Source organism: Nostoc sp. DSM 114167 (assembly GCF_052692655.1).
In genome coordinates this window covers 76,367-95,994 of record NZ_CP195116.1, presented here as the reverse complement: position 1 = coordinate 95,994, position 19,628 = coordinate 76,367, and the positions used below count along the sequence as shown (strand labels likewise).

Here is a 19,628-nt window from a genome sequence, read left to right as displayed (position 1 = left end):
TTAACAACACCTTTTCAGGAGCAATCATGGAACGCGCCATCTCTGCGTTGGGAATTTTAGTTTTTATCGCTATATCCTACGCCTTCTCTGTTAATCGTCGGGCGGTGCGTTGGCGAATAGTGGCCTGGGGTTTGGGATTGGAATTTGTGTTTGCGCTAGTGATTCTTAAAACTCCTTGGGGTTTAAATGTATTTAAATCTCTGGGAGATATTGTCGGTCAATTTTTAGCATTTTCTGATGTTGGTGCAAAATTTGTCTTTGGAGAAAATTTTAAGGATCATTTCTTTGCTTTCCAAGTGCTGCCGACAATTATCTTTTTCTCTTCTTTTATTAGCGTCTTGTATTACTACGGCATTTTACAGCGAGTCGTAAATGTGGTGGCGTGGGTAATGATGAAGACGATGAAAACATCGGGTTCTGAATCTTTATCCTGTGCAGGTAACATCTTTTTGGGGCCAACAGAGGCGGCGCTGATGGTTAAACCTTACATAGCGAAGATGACGCAATCAGAACTCCATGCCGTGATGACGGGTGGTTTTGCCACAATTGCGGCTGGAGTATTAGGGGCGTATCTTTCCTTTGGCATCCCAGCAGAACACTTGATTGCTGCTTTCTTTATGACTGCTCCCACTTCGTTGGTGGTATCAAAATTACTTTACCCTGAAACAGAAGTATCAGAGACGGTTGGTAAAGCAAAAGCATATATAGAAACCAATTATGTAAATGTAATTGATGCTGCTACCACCGGAGCAATTGACGGCGTGAAGCTAGCAGTTAATGTTGGGGTGATGATTATCGCCTTTTTAGGATTATTGGCTGCCCTGAATGCCCTACTGGGATGGTTAGGGGGATTTATCGGTTTACAACAATTTTCATTACAGTGGATTTTGTCTTTTATTATGGCTCCCGTGGCGTGGCTGATGGGCGTACCTTGGGCTGATTGTCGGCAAGTTGGGGCTTTATTGGGTACAAAAACAATTCTCAATGAGTTTATTGCTTTTTTGGATTTGAAGGCACTAATTGAGAGTGGAAAAATCTCTCAACGTGCAGTAATTATTACAACTTACGCATTATGTAATTTTGCAAATATCGGTTCAATTGGCATTACCATTGGCGGCATTGCGGGGATAGCACCCAATCGCCAGCATGACTTAGCTCGTATGGGTGTCAGGTCAATGATTGGCGGATTGTTAGCGGGTTTTATCACCGCTTGCATTGCTGGGGTGTTGATTTGAAGAAGAATTTTCTAAATATTCTAAATATAGTTAGAGAGACGCGATAAATATAGTTAGAGAGACGCGATACATATAGTTAGAGAGACGCGATAAATCGCCGTCTTTACAGGGAATTTATCCATCAATTATTTACTGACAGACTACTAAGGGACTTGCGTGAAAATAAAGTACCAGTAAACCGAGTTTCGACTGCGCTCAACTCTCGACGGTTGAGGGTTGAGCGCAGTCGAAACCCGGCTGGTTGGGACACTATTAACCCGCAGCGCAGATCCCTAATCATCTGTAGAGTATAACTGTTGGGCGTAAAAACGAGCATACCGTCCTTCTTGAGACAGGAGAGAGGTGTGAGTACCAGCTTCAACCACCTGTCCTTGTTCGATTACGAGAATGCAGTCAGCCCGACGAACGCTGCTCAAGCGATGGGCGATAATAAACACGGTACGATTTTGCATGACTCGCTCTAGTGCTTCTTGAACTAGCGCTTCTGATTCAGAATCTAGGGCAGAGGTGGCCTCATCCAAGATGAGAATTCGAGGATCGTTGGCAACTGCTCTGGCGATCGCTAATCTTTGCCGTTGTCCTCCTGATAGGTTAACTCCACGCTCTCCTAACCAGGTATGATAACCCTGAGAAAACTGGGTGATAAAGGAGTGAGCGTTGGCAATCTTGGCTGCTGACTGAATCGCTGCTAAATCTAATTCTTCTTGACCGTAACCGATATTTTCTGCGATCGTCCCTGAAAAAAGGGTAATATCTTGGGGAACAATGCCAATTTGATGGCGCAAACTGGTGAGTGTGACATCACGGATATCAATATTATCAACCAGAATTTGACCTGCTTGAGGGTCATAAAAGCGAAGTAAAAGGTTAATTAAGGTCGATTTGCCTGCTCCAGAAGAACCAACTAAGGCAATGACATCACCAGGAGAAGCATTCAAGCAAAGATCCTTAAGAACTGGCTGGTCGGGATTGTAGGCGAAATCGACATGACGATACTCAACCTTGCCCATAACTCGTGGCATTTCCTGAGCATTCGGTTTTTCGCTGATACTAGGTTCCTTCGCCATCAGTTCAAAGATCCGTTCAACAGAAGCTTCGGTCTGTTTGTACTCGTTGTAATTGCTAATCAACAAGTCGATTGGCTGAATTAGTAAAGCCACAGCAGCTAAGAAACTGATAAACCCTTGAGCAGTTAGCTGATTCTGAGAAATCTGCCATCCTCCCAATAAAAACAGCAGCATAATACTAACTGCTTCCAAAAAACCGACAACGGGAAACTGAATCGATTTGAGTTGTAGAGCGCGATACTTAGCTTGGCGATTGATTTCTGCTTCTTTATTGAATCGCTTCACTTCATATTCTTGGGCTGCAAAAGCTTGAACAACGCGAATCCCGCTAAATACCTCAGTTAGCATCGCTGACAAATTGGAAACTTGATTTTGGCTCTGGCGAGATAGCACGAGTAATCGCTGACCAAATTGCCCGATCAACCAAGCCATTAAAGGAGCCAAAATCAAACCCGCAAGAGTGAGCGGCCAATTCAGGTAGAGCATATAAATGGGAATCGCAATTAACTGCAACAAGTTGGAAAGAAACTGATGAGATAACTTGTCCACAATTTCGCCGACGCGATCGATATCTTCAGTTAGGCGATAAGTTAAGTCTCCCGTTTGTGTGGTTTCAAAGTAATCTAATCCAAGTTTGTGCAGGTGAGCATAAACTCGCTTACGCAAGTTTAAAACCATGTTCAGGGCAGCAGCAATCATAAAGACATTCTGCCCGTATTGACAAAGCCCTCGAATCAAAAATACCAAAGTGGCTAGTCCGAGCCAGTAAGCAATCTGGTTAACATTTCCCTGACCAAGAAAAAAAGCGACCTGACCTGCTAAATAGGGTACTGCTAGGGTGAATAACACAAATCCTAAGATACAAGCCAATCCCCGGATTAACAGCGGCCATTGGGGCCAAAGATAAGGCAACAGTTGCCAGTAACTAGAGCGGACTTTCATAGGTAAGTAAGAATTTCAGGAGTCAGAATTGAGGTGCATTACGGCGTTAGCCTATCACATCATGTTACCGAACCGTGTGGACTCCTGAATTCTGACGAAATTTCTACTCAGTTTCTCCTAGAGAGTTTAGTAGAAAGCGGGCAATTCTCTCAGATGCGCCGGGTGGGCCAAATCGCTCAGGGCCATTTTCTTTGCACTTAGCGAGGTAGTCTGAATCTTGTAAAGTTTCAACTACTCGTTTCGCTGCTTGCTTGAGAATCTCAGGGGTTGCTGGCTTCGTGCCGATGGTTTGGGCAGAAATGCCCAACAGCCGCGTTTGCGCTTCTGCAAATTGATAGGTAAATTGAGGGCCTTCTCCGGGAATCTGGATAATCGGTTTGCCGATCGCTACTGCTAAATCCACTGCCAACCCTGCCATCCCTATAACCAGAGTAGAGTAATATACGATATCACTGAAGGCATCTGAGTAACATCTCACTTCTACAAGGGGTGATTCCTCAGCAGAACTTCCTGGAGGAGAATAGGTGAGGATGCCTTGATTCAGTTGCCAACCTTGACTTTGAGCAATCTCGCCTAATTGTTCCATCAAATTTGGTACTAAGGCGGCGCGAAACTGCAATCCTGAAGGCATCACCTTGGCAATTTCGATCGCCAGTTGCAACTGCAAACAGAAATTTCGCGCGGCTTCCGGCATCCGCGATCCTGGTAAAAGTGCGATCGCCGGAACGTCTGGTTTCAGGTACAAGTCTTTGCCAGTGGGAACAAGGCGATCTAAAGCCGGAATCCCACCAAACTGAGCTTTAGCTATACCTTGCCGTTGGAGATCGAAAGCCGTATAAGAATCTCTGGTGAAAACTGTCAGACATCGAGAAGAATTAAGGTCGTGCCACAGCAGTGGATTGATACGCAATCGCCCTTCATAGAGGGCAGAAAGACAAGAGATAAACGAAACGAAGGGACGCTTTGTTAAGTAAGCAAATGTCTGGGAGATAAAATCTCCAGTAGACATAATTAAATCGCAGTTGGGAGCATACTGCAACACCGCTTGTAATTGTTGCCACGTTAACCCAATCAATCCCGATTGAAAATCTTTGAGCAAATACAGGCGCTTCATGTAAAAGAATCCGCCAGAGGGCATTATTTGTGTAGGCCCAATAATAGGAATGTCCAAGCTGCGGTAAGCTTTTCCTTCCCCCACAATCGGCATTGCCGCCATCTTAATAGAAGGATTTAATTGGCGCAAGGTCTGAATAACATGAGAGGTGTGGTTGTCCTCTCCGTGGCCGTTACTGATAAACAAGATTTGCTTAGAAGACATCTTGGAGTTTGGATAGGTCTAAAATGCTTATTCGGTGAGATTTTTAACCTACATTGGGTAAGTAGGCAAAAAAATTGATAGTATTTTTACTGTTGAGAGTTTGTAATTTTATAGACAAATCTACAAAGTTACTTTTTCAGGTGTAAACCGGAATGGAATTACTGCTAATCCCTGTTTCCGCAGACGCCAATCTCTCAGAGAATACAGTATTAGGAGTGCAAGCGCTATGGGTACATCGATCTGAGTTCATAAATTGAATGAGCTATTTTAAGTATCGATCGCTAGAGAATAAAGCAGAGGGGAAAGATTTATTCAAGGTCTATCCCCTTGTCTCCTTATCATCTTCAATGACGACAAAGTTATAAAAAAGTTGTATTGCATTGGAAATTTTAATTTTATCTATCCTACGCCTTCTCAGTTAATCGGAGTGCGGTGCGTTGGCAATCCCAATATGTAGTTATTAATTATTACGACTTACGCATTATATACTTTTGCAAATATAGGTTAAATTGACATTACCATTGGCGGCATTACGGCAAGAAGATTTAATTGTCACTATGACTTAAATCCTATGGGCGTAAAGTCAATAATTGGCGGATTATTAGCGGTTTTTATCACCGCTTCTCTTCCTGAAATGTGGATTTGAAGATCAATTTTTTAACTCAGATGATAGACATTTATAAAGTAAATATTCCCGATTTAAAAATTCTATTTATTAAAATTCAAATTTTTTGTAGATATTCAGGTGGCACACTATCGACTAACCAAACACCATTAGCAGAACAATAGAAGATGTAACCTGCCTGATGCATTGCCGCAGTATTTACAGCAAAAACCACTGGTTTTCCATGCCTTGCACCAACGGTTTGTGCTGTTTCTATATCCTTTGATAAATGGACATGATGCCGCGACATTTTGCAAAGTCCTGTTTGCAGAATTGACTCTACAGATTTGTGTCCTGTGCCGTGATAAAGCTCATCTGGAGGAACAACAGCTTCTAATTGTAAATCGACTTTTATACTATGTCCTTGGTTCGCACGAATCAGAGTACCTGTAGAATCAAAAGAAAAGCGTTGCTTCTCGTTCAATTCAACTACCATCTGTAATTCCTGGCGGGTAATCGGAAACTTATTTTTAGCACAAGCAGTAAGTAAGTCATCAACAGCAACCCAACCACCAGGAGCAAGTTTAATTCCAATTGCATCTGGTGTATGTCGCAGATATTTGCTGAGATATTTGCTGATTTTAACGAGGCGAGAATCACTCATTTAATTAAGTAGTAATTGGTCATTGGTCATTGGTCATTAGTCATTTCATTCTCATGTTGCAGTTTGATTGTGGTTAATATATTTATACTACAATTATCGTTGCCTGTAGTACATAATTTTTGTCGATGGTTTTATTTGGTGTAAATTGACAGAATTTGTCTTCCGATCATAGCTAATGCTACTCCAACGATCGCAATGAGTGTTACTTTGCCGCCAGGAACGAGTAGTTGATTTGTGCTATCTGAGTTTTCACGTTGCTTCCAACTCATTAACGCCGGAATAATTCCACCGAGAACTGAAATACTAAATGTTCCAGTGTAATCTAGGGCAGTAAAAAAGATGCTGGGGTTAAGCGTTCCGAGAGTCATCGGCGGGAAAAGAACTAGGGAATAGAGGGGTAAGCGGCTAGAAAGTTGCCACTGTGCAGGTAGGAAAATATCTTTGAACAAATCCAGCAACCCGTACACAAATCCAATAAATGAAGTGACGATCGCAAACTCTGAAAAAATGGATACTAGCACTCCTAACCATTGCCCAGCGCCACCTGCTCGAAGAATTTGCAGTGGATCAAAAACAGTTCTACCATCAGATGTGTTATGTAGCATATCAGGACTGACGCTTCCTAAAATTACGGCATTCCACGCCAAGAACATAATTAGAGGAATTACAGAACCAATAAAGATGGATTGACGAATTTTGCGGGCATCTCCTTCAAGTTGCATCACAACCAGCGGTACAACGTTTTGGAAAAACAGCGCCACAGACATCACTGAAATGGCACTACCAAGGGCACTCCAGTTTTGAAAAAATAGTTGGGCACTCTGAATATGCCTTCCTCCCAGAAATAATAGTCCTAAGAAGGAAACGATGACAATTCCGACAAAGGCGCTGTTTAATTTCTCGATAAACTTTTCTCGCCCAAGATACATAATGCCACCAAATAAGAGTGTAAAAGCCATTGTGCCTACCCACGTAGGCAATATCTGCATACCCCAGATTTTTGCTGCCGCAGCTCCTAAAATTTCTCCTCCTTGGGTGATGTATGCCACCAAGAGAGCATAGTGCATAAATAAATACGCGCCGCCAGCAATTCGCGCTCCCACCTTACCAAGAATCTTCTCAACAATTCCCAAAAAACCTATACTTGAAAGCCCTTCTGTTCGCATCGTGTTTAAGGTAACTTCTGCAACCAATAACCCCGAAACTAGAGCGTAGAGCCAAACTGCAATGAGTCCAGATGTGGATGGTACAATCCCAGATGGTAGGGTAACGGCTGGTAGAGCGAGAATCCCAGCCCCAACGGTGGTTCCTGCAATCAATGCAGTACTCCCCAGTACACTACCTGGTTGATGATTGAGTTTGTTTCCATCAAATTCGAGATGAGAAAACAACCGAGCGACGGTCTCTGAATTTTTTAGAACGGTCTTTATGGGAACCATACTGAATATCCGTACTTAAACCAAACAATATTAACATATGTAAATATTATTCGTAAAAGCCCTAATTTTATTGGTTTTTTAGGCAGATTTTTTTGCTAAATAAGCGATCGCCACTTCATTATCAACACAATTTTTGGATTATAAATGTCATTTGTAGCACTTTGTTAATGAAATAGACCACGCAGGAAAAAACATTTTCCCTGTATACAGATGTATTTTAAATAAACGAAAGTATGTCGATTGTTTCTTTGTTCTATTTCAAATTGCTGATATGTTATCCAAGAGCCAAATAAAGGAATAGCTATTGAAGCTAATAACAGTTCTTTGTTGCCTTGAAAAAATTTTATGAACCTCTGTATAAAAGATTTTACCCATTGAGTTTGTGATTTCAAATTAGGGTCTATTCCATCACTTAGTTCCAGTTTGCGACTTTCACCTACTTACACCAGGCTACTTTAGCAAGTTAATTTCAACTTAAGGTTATTGTCAAAAACAAGAGCGATCGCCCACATCAAACCTATCATCAGCAATGCGATCGCTCATTGGACACAGTTGCTCAGAGTGCGTAGGCGTAGCCCTTCTCCTATCGGAGACGCTCTTGCTAGCTTGCTTCCACGAAGTGGTACGGCTGCGCTCAGGAACCACCCGTCGTAGACATCGCTTATTTGACGTAGTTAGTCGCCAGAAGTGCGTAGAAGCAAAGCTGCTTGTCCTCAAACATCGCCCTATATTGAGGATATTTATCTCTACCGATCGCTTTTAAGTCTTTTGATTAGAACGTTTATGATAGCGTATATGCTATCATATTTACATGGCGATTAAAATTGTAGTTGATACCAGCGTTTTTATTAGTGCGCTGATTAGCTCTAAAGGTTCTAGTAGAGAACTAATCCGACGCTGTTTAAAAGGAGAATATCAGCCTTTGATGGGAAATGCTTTGTTTTTGGAGTATGAGTCAGTCATTCATCGCTCAGAAATTATCGCCAAATGCCCTTTAACTACTGAAGAAATTTTTGCTTTACTTGCATCATTCATCAGCGTAAGTCAATGGGTTTATATCTATTATTTATGGCGACCTAATTTAAAAGACGAAGCTGACAATCACTTAATTGAATTAGCGGTTGCTGGAAATGCTCAAACGATTGCTACTCACAATACCAAAGATTTTCAAAATGCTGAATTGTTATTTCCTAACTTATCAATATTAAAACCTGAAGAACTTATTAGGAGTTAAACAAAAATGGCAACTTTAACTATTCGTTTACCAGACGATAAGCATAATAGATTGAAAGAACTTGCTCAAGCCAAAGGCATTAGTGTCAATAAATTGATTGAAGAACTTTCTACCATAGCTCTAGCAGAATTTGATGCCCATACAAGATTTAAAGCAATGGCTGCGACTGGCAACCCAGAAGAAGGCTTAAGAATACTGGCTAAACTTGACGCTCTGACAGAATAGAGCTTGTAGGGCGATTATGCAAACACTAACCGAAGGCGAGCCAACATCAACCGCATCATCAAAGGTGCGTAGGCGCAGCCTGCACTTCAACTTTGCTCACCAGTGGCTCAGTGACCGCCTTAAACATCGCAGTTTGTCACTTGGGAATTTAACTTTTCAATCCAATCCCACAAAAAACAATTTACCAACTTGCGCCAAATCTACATTTCCACCGCTAATGATGACACCAACTCTCGTCTCTGGTGCTTTCACTACACCTTCGAGTAAAGCGGCGGCGGCGAGTACTCCGGTGGGTTCAACGACAATTTTCAGACGTTCCCATAAGAAAAACATGGTGCGAAGAATCGCTTCTTCCGATACCGTCACCATATCATCGACGTAATGCAGCACCAAGGGGAAAGTAATTTGACCAAGGCTAGGAGTCCGCGCACCATCGGCGATGGTATCAGGATTTTTGACTGTTTGTAAGGTTTTGGTGTGAAAAGAGCGGGTAGCATCATCGGCAAGGGCTGGTTCTACCCCGATGACTTTACAATTGGGTAAAAGTGTTTTGGCTGCGATCGCACATCCTGAAAGCAATCCACCACCGCCACAACAAACTAATAGTAAGTCCAATTCACCAACTTCTTGGATCAGTTCTAAAGCAGTTGTCCCCTGTCCAGCAACGACATGGGGATGATCGTAAGGGGGAATGAGTGTCAAAGAGCGATCGCTTGCTAAATTTTGAGCTAATTCTTCTCGGTTTGTTTCTTGGCGATTGTACAAAATTATCTCTGCACCATAACCACGAGTAGCAGTTTGTTTGACAACAGGTGCATCATCAGGCATGACAATAGTGGTGGGAATATTGAGTAATTGCCCAGCTAAAGCGATCGCTTGGGCATGATTTCCCGATGAATAGGTGATAACGCCTGTTTGTTTTTGTGCTACCGATAGTTGGGCTAAGGCATTGTACGCACCTCTAAATTTAAATGCCCCTGTGCGTTGAAAGTTTTCGCACTTAAAGAATACTTGACTCTTGGTGCGATCGTTAACGATTCTAGATGTTATTACAGGTGTGCGGTGGGCAATCCCTAAAATTCGCTTTTGTGCTGCTTGCACGTCAGTTATAGTAACGGAATTAGGTTGTGGCATTGATGAGGTTATTAGAGGTTGTTTGAAAAGTCCTATAAACCCCACTTCCATTCCTCTCCCCGTTGGCGTCAGCCTGCCGTTAGGCAAGCGGAGAGAGGCTTTGAAACCCCCATTCCCTTGTAGGGAAGGGGGGCTAGGGGGGTCTTTCAAGGGCAGGCTTTTAGGCTTTCGATAAATAGTTGAGAATGTTCTCAATTATTGAACGTAGTTTTAAGTTCTCAGACAATGGTTTTGGTTTTAAAATCCCAAAAATTTGTCTAATCAAAAAAACCTGCCCCAGAAAGGCTAGGGGGGTTAGGTTTCTGAGACTTAGATGTTACCAAAAATACTTGTTCATTCATCCTATTAAATCTTCTTGCTCTTGTTTATATAGATACAGTTTTTTATATTTGCGTTTAATATCCTTGATTGAAGCATACTTTTTTCAGGTGGATAGCATCATTTATTGCCTGCATAGAAATAGCTACAGCAAATATTATATATTGCTGTAGCTAAATTTATAAAACTTAAATTAATTCATTCACATTCGCCATTTTTCTAGCATGAATAAAACATCTGAAAGTCGGCAAAAAAGAACTGCTTTGATTACAGGAGCGGCTAGTGGCATAGGCTATCAATTAACTCAGATTTTTGCTCGTCATAGTTATAATCTTGTGTTAGTAGATAAAAATGAACAAAAACTTACTAAAATTATAGAGGAATTTCCCGAAAAATTTGGTATTTTTGTCAAAACTTTTGTAAAGGATTTATCTATTCCCACATCTCCAGAAGAAATTTTCACAGAACTACAGCAAGCATCTATCAAGATTGATGTGCTAGTTAACAATGCTGGCTTTGGTACTTATGGAGCATTTAACGAAACAGACCTCAGCATTGAACTGAAAATGCTACAGGTAAATATGGTCAGCCTGACTCATTTAACTAAATTGTTCCTCAAAGATATGGTGGAGCAAAATTATGGAAAAATATTAAATGTGGCCTCAGCGGCTGCTTTTCAACCAGGGCCTCTAATGGCAGTTTATTTTGCTACTAAAGCCTATGTATTATCATTTTCAGAAGCGATCGCTAATGAATTAGAGGGTACAGGTGTCAGCGTGACTGTTCTTTGTCCAGGGCCAACAGCATCAAATTTCCAACAAAATGCTGCAATGGAAGATTCAAAGATTGCTAGTGTTAATAGAATGATGGATACGGAAACTGTCGCTAGAATTGGTTATCGGGGCTTAATGAAAAACAAAACTGTTGTTGTTCCTGGAATGAGAAATAAGATATTAACTGAAAGCGTCAGATTTACGCCCAGAAATTTAGTCACAAAGGTTGTTAGAAGTATGCACGAACTTCAAAAAAAGAGGTAGTTATAAATTTTATCCTCTTTTCAATAAGACCCGAACAATGGATTTTTTATAGGAAATAATTTCTTGTTCGGGTTTAACCATTTGCAAAAATCAGCTAAATTTCGCTTTCAGAACTTCCAACTAATAAATTAACCACCCCGCAAAAGTACAGTTAGAGACTTTTTATTTGAAAGTCCCTTAGTGCCATTCATATTAGTAGTCTGCCAACTCAAAATTGTTAGGTGAGAGCTGGGGAAAGGGTAAGGGATTTAAAACCTTTCCCCCTTACCCCTTACCCTTTACCCCGCTTGCGTTACGAAAGCGAACTATTACCTCTATTACTATTCCAAGGTCCCCAGATAGCTAAAGTAATACCAGGGCTTTGAATGTTAACAAACAAAGTACGACCATCAGGTGAAAAGCAAGCTCCAGCAAACTCACCTGTTTGGAGGGCATTACGTGCGAATTTGTAGATTTCACCACTGGGAGTAATACCAATTAAGAAATTGTCACCGTCTCCGTCCTCACAAAGGATAAGATCGCCACAAGGTGCTACGACTATGTTATCGGGCATATCGAGTTCATCTTTAGATTGAGACTCGACAAACAATTCAATTGTCTCTTCACCCGGAATATAGCGCCAGACTTGGCCACCGCCTACAGGGCCACCATCTGTAGCAGTGAAGTAAAATTCTCTTTTGCCATTTTTGCCTTTCTTATCCTTGTTGCTCTTATAATAGATGCCTTCCCCACGGCTAAACTGGGCTGCACCTAAGTTGCGACCTTGCACTCTGACATTATCTGTAGTTGTTGGGTTGGGGTCAGGAATATTCACCCAATCTACAGCTAACTTCTGTCCTACTACGAAACCGGTCTTGGTGTTGACTCCTGGTCTACCTATAATCCTCAGAGCTTGAAGAATACCTCCTTCTTTTAATCGACCAGGAACTTTTGGGATAAAACGATAGAAGAGACTATCTCCTCTATCTTCAGTTTGATAGACATATCCAGTTTTGGGATCTACAGCTATAGCCTCATGATTAAACCGTCCCATCGCAACTAGAGGCACTGGAGTTACAGAAGAGGTGGCGCTGGCTGGAACCTCAAAATTGTAACCGTGTAACTTTGTGACTCCATTAGTTGCACTTGGTATAGTTGTATCTTCTTCACAGCTAATCCATGAACCCCAAGGAGTTAAACCACCAGCACAGTTACGAATGGTTCCGCCGAGAGAGCTGAACTGTTTAATCAACTGGCGATCGCGTCCAACAACCAGAGTCGTAGTGCCACCTCTGCAAATGGGATCGTAGGGATTTGGTACTTGTACTCGCGTATCAGAATTGATACTAAGTTCGTGATTGCGAACCAGAATGGTTGTGTTTTTGGGTCCAGGGAAGGCTGCCATACCATCATGATTACTAGGCTCTAGATTGCCATCGCTCATCAGGGTTCCAGTGCGAGAGATAACTTGATACTTAAATCCGCTTGGTAAATCTAACAAGCCATTAGAATCTGGTAAAAGTGGGCCATATCCTTTACCAAGTTTTTTACCAAAGGCTTTTCTGGCAAGAAGACCTTCTAAAGGAGACACCATCAAAGTGCCGACGGCAGTAGTACCTGCTACTGCAAAAAATTTACGTCTTGAAAGTGTCATGGGGATGATTTGGTTACTTCAGATAATGCTGAAGAAAAAATATTTGATTGTGATTAAGTTTGGGTAATGCTTTATTTAATTTAGGTTAGTTAATAAAAAATAAATTTATATAAAAACTTTCCAAAATCAGCCAAATTTATGGATATAAGTTTTATCTAAACAGAATTCAGGAGTCAGAATTGAGAATGAATTTTGTACGAAAAAACGAATGAACAACAAGAGACTTCTTGGCATTGTGGGGAAAAGGGGAAAGGTCAAAGGGGAAAGGTTTTTTTATTCCTTTTCCCTTTCCCCCAAACCCAATTCCCTACAAATGCCAAGAAGTCTATTGTGAGAAATGCGGGAGATATCTCACTGATTGCGAGTTTGCGCAGCGATCGCACCAGAGCATCTTGATTCTGACGCCTTGGCAAATCTCCAGCTTTGCTCCTGAATTCTGAATTTAACGCCCACCAATGCGATCTAATACAGGTGTAGGCCAGCGATCGACTAGTTTGCCCAAGACTGACATTTCTTGAACCAAGCGGTCAAATTTCTCAGGGGTGAGAGATTGGGGGCCATCAGATAAAGCTTTTGCAGGATTGGGGTGAACTTCAATCATTAAGGCATCTGTACCAGCGGCGATCGCAGCCATTGCCATCGATGGCACATATTCAGACCTACCAGTACCATGACTGGGATCGATCGTAATTGGTAAGTGGGTAAGCGATCGCAACACCGGCAGCACTGATAAATCTAAAGTATTGCGAGCATATTTACCATCAAAGGTTCTGATTCCTCGTTCACAAAGAATTACATTGGGATTTCCAGATGCCAAAATATATTCTGCCGCCATCAGCCACTCGTCAATTGTGGCAGACATTCCCCGCTTCAGTAGCACTGGTTTATCTTGAGCGCCTACCTTTTTCAGCAGCGAGAAGTTGTGCATATTTCGCGCTCCAATTTGGATGATGTCAGCTGTTCTCGCCACTGCTGATAAATCGGCAGCATCCATCAGTTCTGTGACGATACCCAAGCCAGTAGCTTCCCGCGCTGCTGCTAATAAATCTAAAGCGCTTTCACCATAACCTTGAAAAGCATAGGGTGAAGTACGGGGTTTGTAGGCTCCGCCACGCAAAAACTGTGCCCCAGCTGCCTTCACGCGCTTTGCTGTTTCGACAATCATTGCTTCATTTTCAACAGAACAAGGCCCGGCTATCACTACAATCGGATGATGTTCGCCGAAATAGACACGACCGTTAGGTGTAGGAACAACAACCTCACTAGCTTCTCCATGACGGAATTCTCGACTTACCCGCTTGAAAGGTTGTTGCACCCGTAATACTTGCTCAATCCAAGGGCTAAATTCCTGAACCTGTAATTTATCGATGCTAGTTGTATCGCCAATTAGTCCCAGCACAATTTTATGAGTGCCAACACTTTTTTCTACCGTCACTCCCCAAGTGTCGCTCAGTTCTTGGCTAATGCGAGTAATTTCCTCAACAGGCGTACCGCTCTTAAGTATGATAATCATCTGTTTTTCCTTGTGTATAGTTTGGGTGGGCTAATTTTTACAGGTCGATGCATTAACATTGCGAGTCGATGCATTGGCATTGCAAGTCGATGTATTAATATTGCGAGTCGATGCATTGGCATTGCAGGTCGATGCATTAACATTGCGAGTCGATGCATTGGCATTGCAAGTCGATGTATTAACATTGCGAGTCGATGCATTGGCATTGCAAGTCGATGTATTAATATTGCGAGTCGATGCATTGGCATTGCAGGTCGATGCATTGGCATTACGAGTCGATGCATTGGCATTGCAGGTCAAGGTATAGGGCATTAGAAAACTTGCGTGTACACCGTAGCTCTTTGTAGGAGATAATTCGTCTAGCGCAAAAATTCTGCAAGTTGTTCTAGTTTTGTCCAAGCTGCACCGCTTTGGAGAATTTCCTTGGCAAGGGCAATACCTTTAACACAACCTGCTAAAACATCAGTTTCCCCATGAATGGCTTCACCAACTTGCAGGGCTAAGGCTGTATTTAAAGCGACTACATCCTGCTGCGCTTGAGTGCCTTTACCTTGCAAAACTGCCTTCAAAATTTGGGCATTTTCTTGGACATCTCCACCGCACAACGCCGCAGTCGGTGCAAAACTCAAACCCAGTTCTTGAGGATTGAGCGTTAGAGAGCGGACTTTTTGATCTTGGAGTACAGCCAAATCAGTGACATCTGCCAAACCAGCTTCATCTAAACGTTCCCGTCCGTAGAGGGCGATCGCTTGCTGACATCCCAGTTGGGATAAGGCTTGAGCAATCTCTTCCAGTAAAAGCGGGTCGTTTACACCAATAATTTGCCCCGTCGGTCGCATCGGATTTACTAGCGGGCCGAGTAAATTAAAAACAGTCCGCACCTTCAAAGTTTTTCGCAAAGTTGCGATCGCTTTGAGTGCAGGATGCCAGCCAGGAGCAAACAAAAAGGTGATTCCAACTTCGCCAACTGCCGCTTGTACTTTTTCCGGAGTGGCGTTAAGATTTATACCCAAAGCTTCCAGCACATCAGCGGAACCAGTTTTGCTAGATGCCGAACGATTGCCATGTTTGGCAACCTTGACCCCAGCAGCAGCGGCGACAAAGGCGACAGCAGTGGAAATATTAAAGGTTGAAGCACCATCTCCACCAGTTCCACAGGTATCTATTAAGGGAGACGCGATTAATCGCGTCTGTACAGGAGGTGGAGATTGGGATTGTAAGACGGTGGCCATGCCGACTAATTCTTCGGCAGATACGCCTTTGGCTTGAATTGCGGCTAAAATCGCTCCTGATAGAACATGGGGAATGGCATCGGTGAGCCAACCTTGCATCAAATCCGCAGCTTGGGAAACTGTTAACGATTGCAGATTTAACAACTGTTGTAATAAAGCTGGCCAGTTGTAGCGATCGGCAGAGATGGAGATGTTTTCAGGTGGAGTTTGAGTTAAAGCTATCATATTGGTCATTTGACAAATGACGATAAGAAGAGAAAATTAAGGAATTAGGACTTTGGCGACGGTTTGCACATCTTTGTCACCTCTGCCGGAACAATTGATGACGATGCGGAGATTGCCTGTTAACTGGGGACAAAGGGTTTCGAGATATGCGATCGCATGAGCAGTTTCTAAGGCTGGAATAATTCCTTCTAATTGCGAAAGCCTCTGAAATGCATCTAAAGCTTGTTTATCGGTAACACTGTAATATTCAGCCCGACCATAATCCTTTAAATAACTATGCTCAGGCCCAACACCGGGATAATCCAATCCGGCGCTAATTGAATGAGCTTCGATGACTTGACCATCATCATCTTGCAGTAAATAGCTCATTGCACCGTGCAATACACCTATTTTTCCTTTTGTCAAGGTGGCAGCGTGTTTTTCTGTGTTTACACCTTCACCCGCCGCCTCGACTCCGATTAGGCGCACTGAAGGTTCATGGACAAATTCATTGAATAAGCCGATCGCGTTGGAACCTCCACCCACGCAAGCCAGTAGAATATCTGGTAGTCCTCCCCATTTTTCTTGGCATTGAGCGCGAGTTTCTACACCAATTACCGCGTGGAAGTCACGGACAATCATCGGGTAGGGATGAGGCCCAGCAACCGAACCGAGGATGTAATGGGTTGTTTCCACATTCGTCACCCAATCTCGAATTGCTTCGGAAGTTGCATCCTTGAGAGTTCCTGTACCTGCCTCCACTGGACGAACTTCTGCACCCATTAATTTCATGCGGAACACGTTGAGGGCTTGGCGTTCCATATCCTGGACGCCCATGTAAATCACACATTTCAAACCAAATCGCGCACACACAGTTGCAGTTGCTACGCCATGTTGACCTGCACCTGTCTCGGCAATAATCCGTTGCTTACCCATGCGTTTAGCGAGTAACACCTGAGCCAAAGCATTATTAATTTTGTGAGCGCCTGTATGATTTAAATCTTCGCGCTTTAAATAAATTTGCACTCCCGTGCCATCTGGTCTAGCGTAATTTGCTGTCAAGCGTTCGGCAAAATATAATGGGCTGGGTCGTCCGACATAATCACGCATTAAGTTTTGCAGTTCTGCTTGGAAACTCGGCTCACTGCGATATTGTTGATACGCCGCTTCCAATTCACTTAATGCAGGCATTAAGGTTTCCGGGACATATTTACCGCCGAATTTTCCAAACCTGCCCAAAGAATCTGGTTGCGCAGTTGCGGTATTGATGTTTAGTATGTTTACCATTGGTTAAAATCCTTTCATGTTCAAGTATTTTTTACTCTGGGTCTATAGCAGGAGGCAGAAGGCAGGAGGCAGGAGGCAGGAGGAAAAGTCTCACTATTCCCAGCATTCAAGCTTTGAAAATGTCCGAACCTATGTGGTTACAGCTGTAACTTGGAATCATCTTTGGGTTTTCCATTCCCAGGTTTCGTAGGTATAGCCCAGTTTTTGGTGATTCAAAACGTCTATAGGGCGCACCAAATCGTCAGATTTAAAATTTGGTAATAGGGATAGTAAATTTCCTAACGCCGTCGCTTTGGGGGTAGACATCCCACCATCCCAAGGCCACATTAGGTCTTTAAGATTGTGACCGTAAGGCTGACTATGACCATCGGGAGGATAAAAATCGCTACCTTGATGACCGTTTTCTTGCCATTCAGCCCAGAGGCGGTCTACGTTGGCATGATGCAACCAAAATACTGGGTCATAGGGCGAACTTGGGATATTGCCCATAGTCCCCAAACCCTTAAATTTTATGGGTGTCGTACTCGCATCTATTTGTACCCCACCGACTAAGCCATGAATGTAATTGTGGATGAATCCTCCAGGGGTGACTTTACCCTGCTCATCTACAGAAATAAATCCTTCCAAAGCAGCGCGAAATAGAGAATAGTTATTCAGACGAAGGGCACGCTCAACATCTTTTTTGGGCACTGGATAATCACTGGCAGGAGGTAGTCTTAGAAAGCGGACAAGTGATGTACCTAAAGATTTGCCCGTATCTGGGTCAATATTTAATGCTGGATTCATCACCCAGCCATTTGCAGCCGAGAAAGCCCCTGGCACAGCGCCGCCTGTAAAGTTTCCCTGGTTGGGAATTTTGATGGTTACTCCTTGACCGTTAGAGCCAAGAAAGTCATCATTAAAAATTACATCAAGTGCTTTGGCGTCTGTCCAATCCCAGTATGGCAGAGTAACAGTTGGGTCTACTGCTTGCAGTGCTTGTTCAAATCTGCGGATATATTCTCGATGCCAAGGGAAAAATGCGGCATTTTCATGAGCAAGTTCTTGGACGGAACCATCGGTATGTCCTGTATGGTTATGAATCAAGCGTGTTGCCCCTAAATGTATGGCAACAAATTGGTCGTAAATACTGACCTTGCTACCTGGGGGTATGACAGTTTTTAAGGTTTTGATAGCCTTAATGAAAGCTGTTTTCTCTCTTTGTGTTAAGTGAGTTACGTTCTTTCTGACAGCTAGGTGAGCGGATTGTCCTGGAAAATTATAATGCCAATGGTATTTGTATTGTCCCTTCTCAAGGCGATCGTGGGCGAAGACTGTAATAGCACAGGTGCTAACTATAAGTATGCTATAAATTAATATTTTGAAGGATTTCAGCAGGGATTTCATTATCTTAATGGAAGCAGAGGGGCAAGGGCAAAAAGAGAAATAATTGATATCTTGTTTGGGTACAGTTTAGTTTTGACCTCTCTCCAAACCTCTCTCCTAAGAGGAGAGAGGCTTTGAATCTTAACTCCCCTTACCTTGTAGGGAAGGGGTTGGGGGTTAGGTTTCTATTGAACTCAACTGCAAAGCTGTATAATTCCCTACTCCCTAAGTCTGCAAGTGGATTTATCGCACCTCTTGAAGAGATGGACTTTTGTGCTGACTTTCTGTGATGGCTGCTTTAAGTTCTCGACAAAATTCTTCCACGGCTTGCAATCCTTCTGTTGGGCTACCTTCAGCTAACCGTTTGACAAAGGCGCTGCCAACAATCACTGCATCTGCACCCCATTCCATGACTTGATGTGCTTGTTCTGGTGCGGAGATGCCAAAACCAACGCCGATAGGTTTATTGGTGACGCTTTGCAACTCGGTAATTAAATGCTCTACGCGGTTTTGGATTTGAGCGCGGATACCTGTAACTCCTGTAACACTAACGAGATAGATAAAACCCTGAGATTGACGAGCGATCGCCACAATTCTATCTTGAGAACTGGTAGGAGCGACGAGTAAAATTACCTCAATTCCGAAAGATGCAGCAGTTTTGATTAATTCTTCTGCTTCTTCTAAGGGTAAATCTGGTACTACCAATCCCTGCACCCCAGCAACGGCAATTTGCGCCAAAAACGTCTTAATACCCCGGTACAAAATGGGATTGTAGTAAGCAAATAAAATTATCGGCGCTTTTAGACTAGGAATGACTACGTGTAACATCTCTAGCACTTGCTCTAATTTCGTGCCTTTTTGTAAAGCGCGGGTTGCTGCTGCTTGAATCACAGGCCCATCTGCGAGAGGATCGGAGTAGGGAATGCCCAACTCGATAAAGTCAGCACCGTTACGATCTAAGATGCGTAAGGCTTCGGCAGTGGTTTCTAAGTCAGGATCGCCTGCTGTGATAAAGGGGATTAAAGCACACTGTTGGCGATCGCGTAAAGTTTGAAAGGAATCGGAGATAGAGGTCATGCTGAAAAATAGTTAATGATTGTTTAATAGTTTTAGAATAATTTACACTTAGCAATTAGCGATGCCGATGCTAAATTTTTTGTTAACGAGTCTTTTATAC

At 42.8% G+C, this 19,628-nt stretch carries 17 protein-coding genes; 6 read left to right on the top strand and 11 right to left on the bottom strand.

The genetic code is table 11. The features are described 5' to 3' along the window. Positions 1-26: 26 nt before the first annotated feature. Positions 27-1,235 carry a NupC/NupG family nucleoside CNT transporter gene (locus NSTC731_RS00475; protein WP_445632247.1) on the top strand — a complete coding sequence of 403 codons (1,209 nt, stop codon included), beginning with the start codon at positions 27-29 and terminating at the stop codon, positions 1,233-1,235. Between the two features lie 272 nt (positions 1,236-1,507). Here NSTC731_RS00475 and NSTC731_RS00470 read toward each other — a convergent pair whose 3' ends face one another. From NSTC731_RS00470 to NSTC731_RS00455, 4 genes are all read right to left on the bottom strand, one after another. Further along, on the bottom strand, positions 1,508-3,244 hold the full coding sequence (locus NSTC731_RS00470; RefSeq protein ID WP_445629131.1) for an ABC transporter ATP-binding protein: 1,737 nt from the start codon (positions 3,242-3,244) through the stop codon (positions 1,508-1,510). Positions 3,245-3,347: 103 nt separating this feature from the next. Beyond that, positions 3,348-4,562: a lipid-A-disaccharide synthase-related protein gene (locus NSTC731_RS00465; RefSeq protein WP_445629130.1), complete on the bottom strand. Its 1,215-nt coding sequence runs from the start codon at positions 4,560-4,562 to the stop codon at positions 3,348-3,350. Positions 4,563-5,284: 722 nt separating this feature from the next. Continuing rightward, on the bottom strand, positions 5,285-5,830 hold the full coding sequence (locus NSTC731_RS00460) for an RNA 2'-phosphotransferase (RefSeq protein ID WP_445629129.1): 546 nt from the start codon (positions 5,828-5,830) through the stop codon (positions 5,285-5,287). A gap of 131 nt (positions 5,831-5,961) precedes the next feature. Next, the gene (locus NSTC731_RS00455; protein WP_445629128.1) at positions 5,962-7,269 is read right to left on the bottom strand and encodes an amino acid permease; all 1,308 of its coding nucleotides are present in this window, start codon (positions 7,267-7,269) and stop codon (positions 5,962-5,964) included. Between the two features lie 483 nt (positions 7,270-7,752). Here NSTC731_RS00455 and NSTC731_RS00450 point away from each other — a divergent pair, with 483 nt between their 5' ends. The 3 genes from NSTC731_RS00450 (at position 7,753) to NSTC731_RS00440 (ending at position 8,728) form a co-directional block, all read left to right on the top strand. After that, positions 7,753-7,923, top strand: a complete 171-nt coding sequence (locus tag NSTC731_RS00450; protein WP_445629127.1) for a hypothetical protein — start codon at positions 7,753-7,755, stop codon at positions 7,921-7,923. A 157-nt stretch (positions 7,924-8,080) separates the two neighbouring features. Beyond that, positions 8,081-8,503: a putative toxin-antitoxin system toxin component, PIN family gene (locus tag NSTC731_RS00445; RefSeq protein WP_445629126.1), complete on the top strand. Its 423-nt coding sequence runs from the start codon at positions 8,081-8,083 to the stop codon at positions 8,501-8,503. A 6-nt stretch (positions 8,504-8,509) separates the two neighbouring features. Further along, the gene (locus tag NSTC731_RS00440; protein ID WP_100897403.1) at positions 8,510-8,728 is read left to right on the top strand and encodes a toxin-antitoxin system HicB family antitoxin; all 219 of its coding nucleotides are present in this window, start codon (positions 8,510-8,512) and stop codon (positions 8,726-8,728) included. 156 nt (positions 8,729-8,884) lie between these two features. On the opposite strand, the gene NSTC731_RS00435 is transcribed toward NSTC731_RS00440, so the two are convergent. Then, positions 8,885-9,862 carry a threo-3-hydroxy-L-aspartate ammonia-lyase gene (locus NSTC731_RS00435; protein WP_445629125.1) on the bottom strand — a complete coding sequence of 326 codons (978 nt, stop codon included), beginning with the start codon at positions 9,860-9,862 and terminating at the stop codon, positions 8,885-8,887. Between the two features lie 542 nt (positions 9,863-10,404). Between NSTC731_RS00435 and NSTC731_RS00430 the strand changes: the two genes are divergently transcribed. Next, entirely contained in the window at positions 10,405-11,217 is an 813-nt protein-coding gene (locus NSTC731_RS00430; protein ID WP_445629124.1) for an SDR family NAD(P)-dependent oxidoreductase, read from the top strand. A 292-nt stretch (positions 11,218-11,509) separates the two neighbouring features. Here the strand turns inward: NSTC731_RS00430 and NSTC731_RS00425 are convergent, their stop codons facing one another. Both NSTC731_RS00425 and aroF read right to left on the bottom strand, forming a co-directional pair. Next, on the bottom strand, positions 11,510-12,850 hold the full coding sequence (locus tag NSTC731_RS00425; RefSeq protein ID WP_445629123.1) for an alkaline phosphatase PhoX: 1,341 nt from the start codon (positions 12,848-12,850) through the stop codon (positions 11,510-11,512). Between the two features lie 442 nt (positions 12,851-13,292). After that, positions 13,293-14,363 carry a 3-deoxy-7-phosphoheptulonate synthase gene (aroF, locus tag NSTC731_RS00420; RefSeq protein ID WP_445629122.1) on the bottom strand — a complete coding sequence of 357 codons (1,071 nt, stop codon included), beginning with the start codon at positions 14,361-14,363 and terminating at the stop codon, positions 13,293-13,295. Positions 14,364-14,436: 73 nt separating this feature from the next. On the opposite strand from aroF, the gene NSTC731_RS00415 reads away from it, so the two are divergent. Beyond that, positions 14,437-14,670 carry a hypothetical protein gene (locus NSTC731_RS00415; protein WP_445629121.1) on the top strand — a complete coding sequence of 78 codons (234 nt, stop codon included), beginning with the start codon at positions 14,437-14,439 and terminating at the stop codon, positions 14,668-14,670. A gap of 52 nt (positions 14,671-14,722) precedes the next feature. Here NSTC731_RS00415 and trpD read toward each other — a convergent pair whose 3' ends face one another. The 4 genes from trpD to trpA form a co-directional block, all read right to left on the bottom strand. Then, a complete protein-coding gene (trpD, locus tag NSTC731_RS00410; protein WP_445629120.1) occupies positions 14,723-15,820 on the bottom strand; it encodes an anthranilate phosphoribosyltransferase in 1,098 nt (365 codons plus the stop codon). Positions 15,821-15,856: 36 nt separating this feature from the next. Beyond that, positions 15,857-17,086 carry a tryptophan synthase subunit beta gene (gene trpB, locus NSTC731_RS00405; RefSeq protein WP_445629119.1) on the bottom strand — a complete coding sequence of 410 codons (1,230 nt, stop codon included), beginning with the start codon at positions 17,084-17,086 and terminating at the stop codon, positions 15,857-15,859. Between the two features lie 156 nt (positions 17,087-17,242). After that, positions 17,243-18,472, bottom strand: a complete 1,230-nt coding sequence (locus tag NSTC731_RS00400) for a tyrosinase family protein (RefSeq protein WP_445629118.1) — start codon at positions 18,470-18,472, stop codon at positions 17,243-17,245. A gap of 222 nt (positions 18,473-18,694) precedes the next feature. After that, entirely contained in the window at positions 18,695-19,528 is an 834-nt protein-coding gene (trpA, locus tag NSTC731_RS00395) for a tryptophan synthase subunit alpha (protein WP_445629117.1), read from the bottom strand. Positions 19,529-19,628 lie beyond the last annotated feature (100 nt).

Coding starts and splice junctions, on each gene's coding strand:
- NSTC731_RS00470 (WP_445629131.1), bottom strand. CDS start 3,244: ATGAAAGTCCGCTCTAGTTACTGGCAACTGTTGCCTTATCTTTGGCCC.
- aroF (WP_445629122.1), bottom strand. CDS start 14,363: ATGATTATCATACTTAAGAGCGGTACGCCTGTTGAGGAAATTACTCGC.
- trpB (WP_445629119.1), bottom strand. CDS start 17,086: ATGGTAAACATACTAAACATCAATACCGCAACTGCGCAACCAGATTCT.
- NSTC731_RS00455 (WP_445629128.1), bottom strand. CDS start 7,269: ATGGTTCCCATAAAGACCGTTCTAAAAAATTCAGAGACCGTCGCTCGG.
- trpA (WP_445629117.1), bottom strand. CDS start 19,528: ATGACCTCTATCTCCGATTCCTTTCAAACTTTACGCGATCGCCAACAG.
- NSTC731_RS00435 (WP_445629125.1), bottom strand. CDS start 9,862: ATGCCACAACCTAATTCCGTTACTATAACTGACGTGCAAGCAGCACAA.
- NSTC731_RS00425 (WP_445629123.1), bottom strand. CDS start 12,850: ATGACACTTTCAAGACGTAAATTTTTTGCAGTAGCAGGTACTACTGCC.
- NSTC731_RS00475 (WP_445632247.1), top strand. CDS start 27: ATGGAACGCGCCATCTCTGCGTTGGGAATTTTAGTTTTTATCGCTATA.
- NSTC731_RS00440 (WP_100897403.1), top strand. CDS start 8,510: ATGGCAACTTTAACTATTCGTTTACCAGACGATAAGCATAATAGATTG.
- NSTC731_RS00430 (WP_445629124.1), top strand. CDS start 10,405: ATGAATAAAACATCTGAAAGTCGGCAAAAAAGAACTGCTTTGATTACA.
- NSTC731_RS00465 (WP_445629130.1), bottom strand. CDS start 4,562: ATGTCTTCTAAGCAAATCTTGTTTATCAGTAACGGCCACGGAGAGGAC.
- trpD (WP_445629120.1), bottom strand. CDS start 15,820: ATGATAGCTTTAACTCAAACTCCACCTGAAAACATCTCCATCTCTGCC.
- NSTC731_RS00445 (WP_445629126.1), top strand. CDS start 8,081: ATGGCGATTAAAATTGTAGTTGATACCAGCGTTTTTATTAGTGCGCTG.
- NSTC731_RS00400 (WP_445629118.1), bottom strand. CDS start 18,472: ATGAAATCCCTGCTGAAATCCTTCAAAATATTAATTTATAGCATACTT.
- NSTC731_RS00460 (WP_445629129.1), bottom strand. CDS start 5,830: ATGAGTGATTCTCGCCTCGTTAAAATCAGCAAATATCTCAGCAAATAT.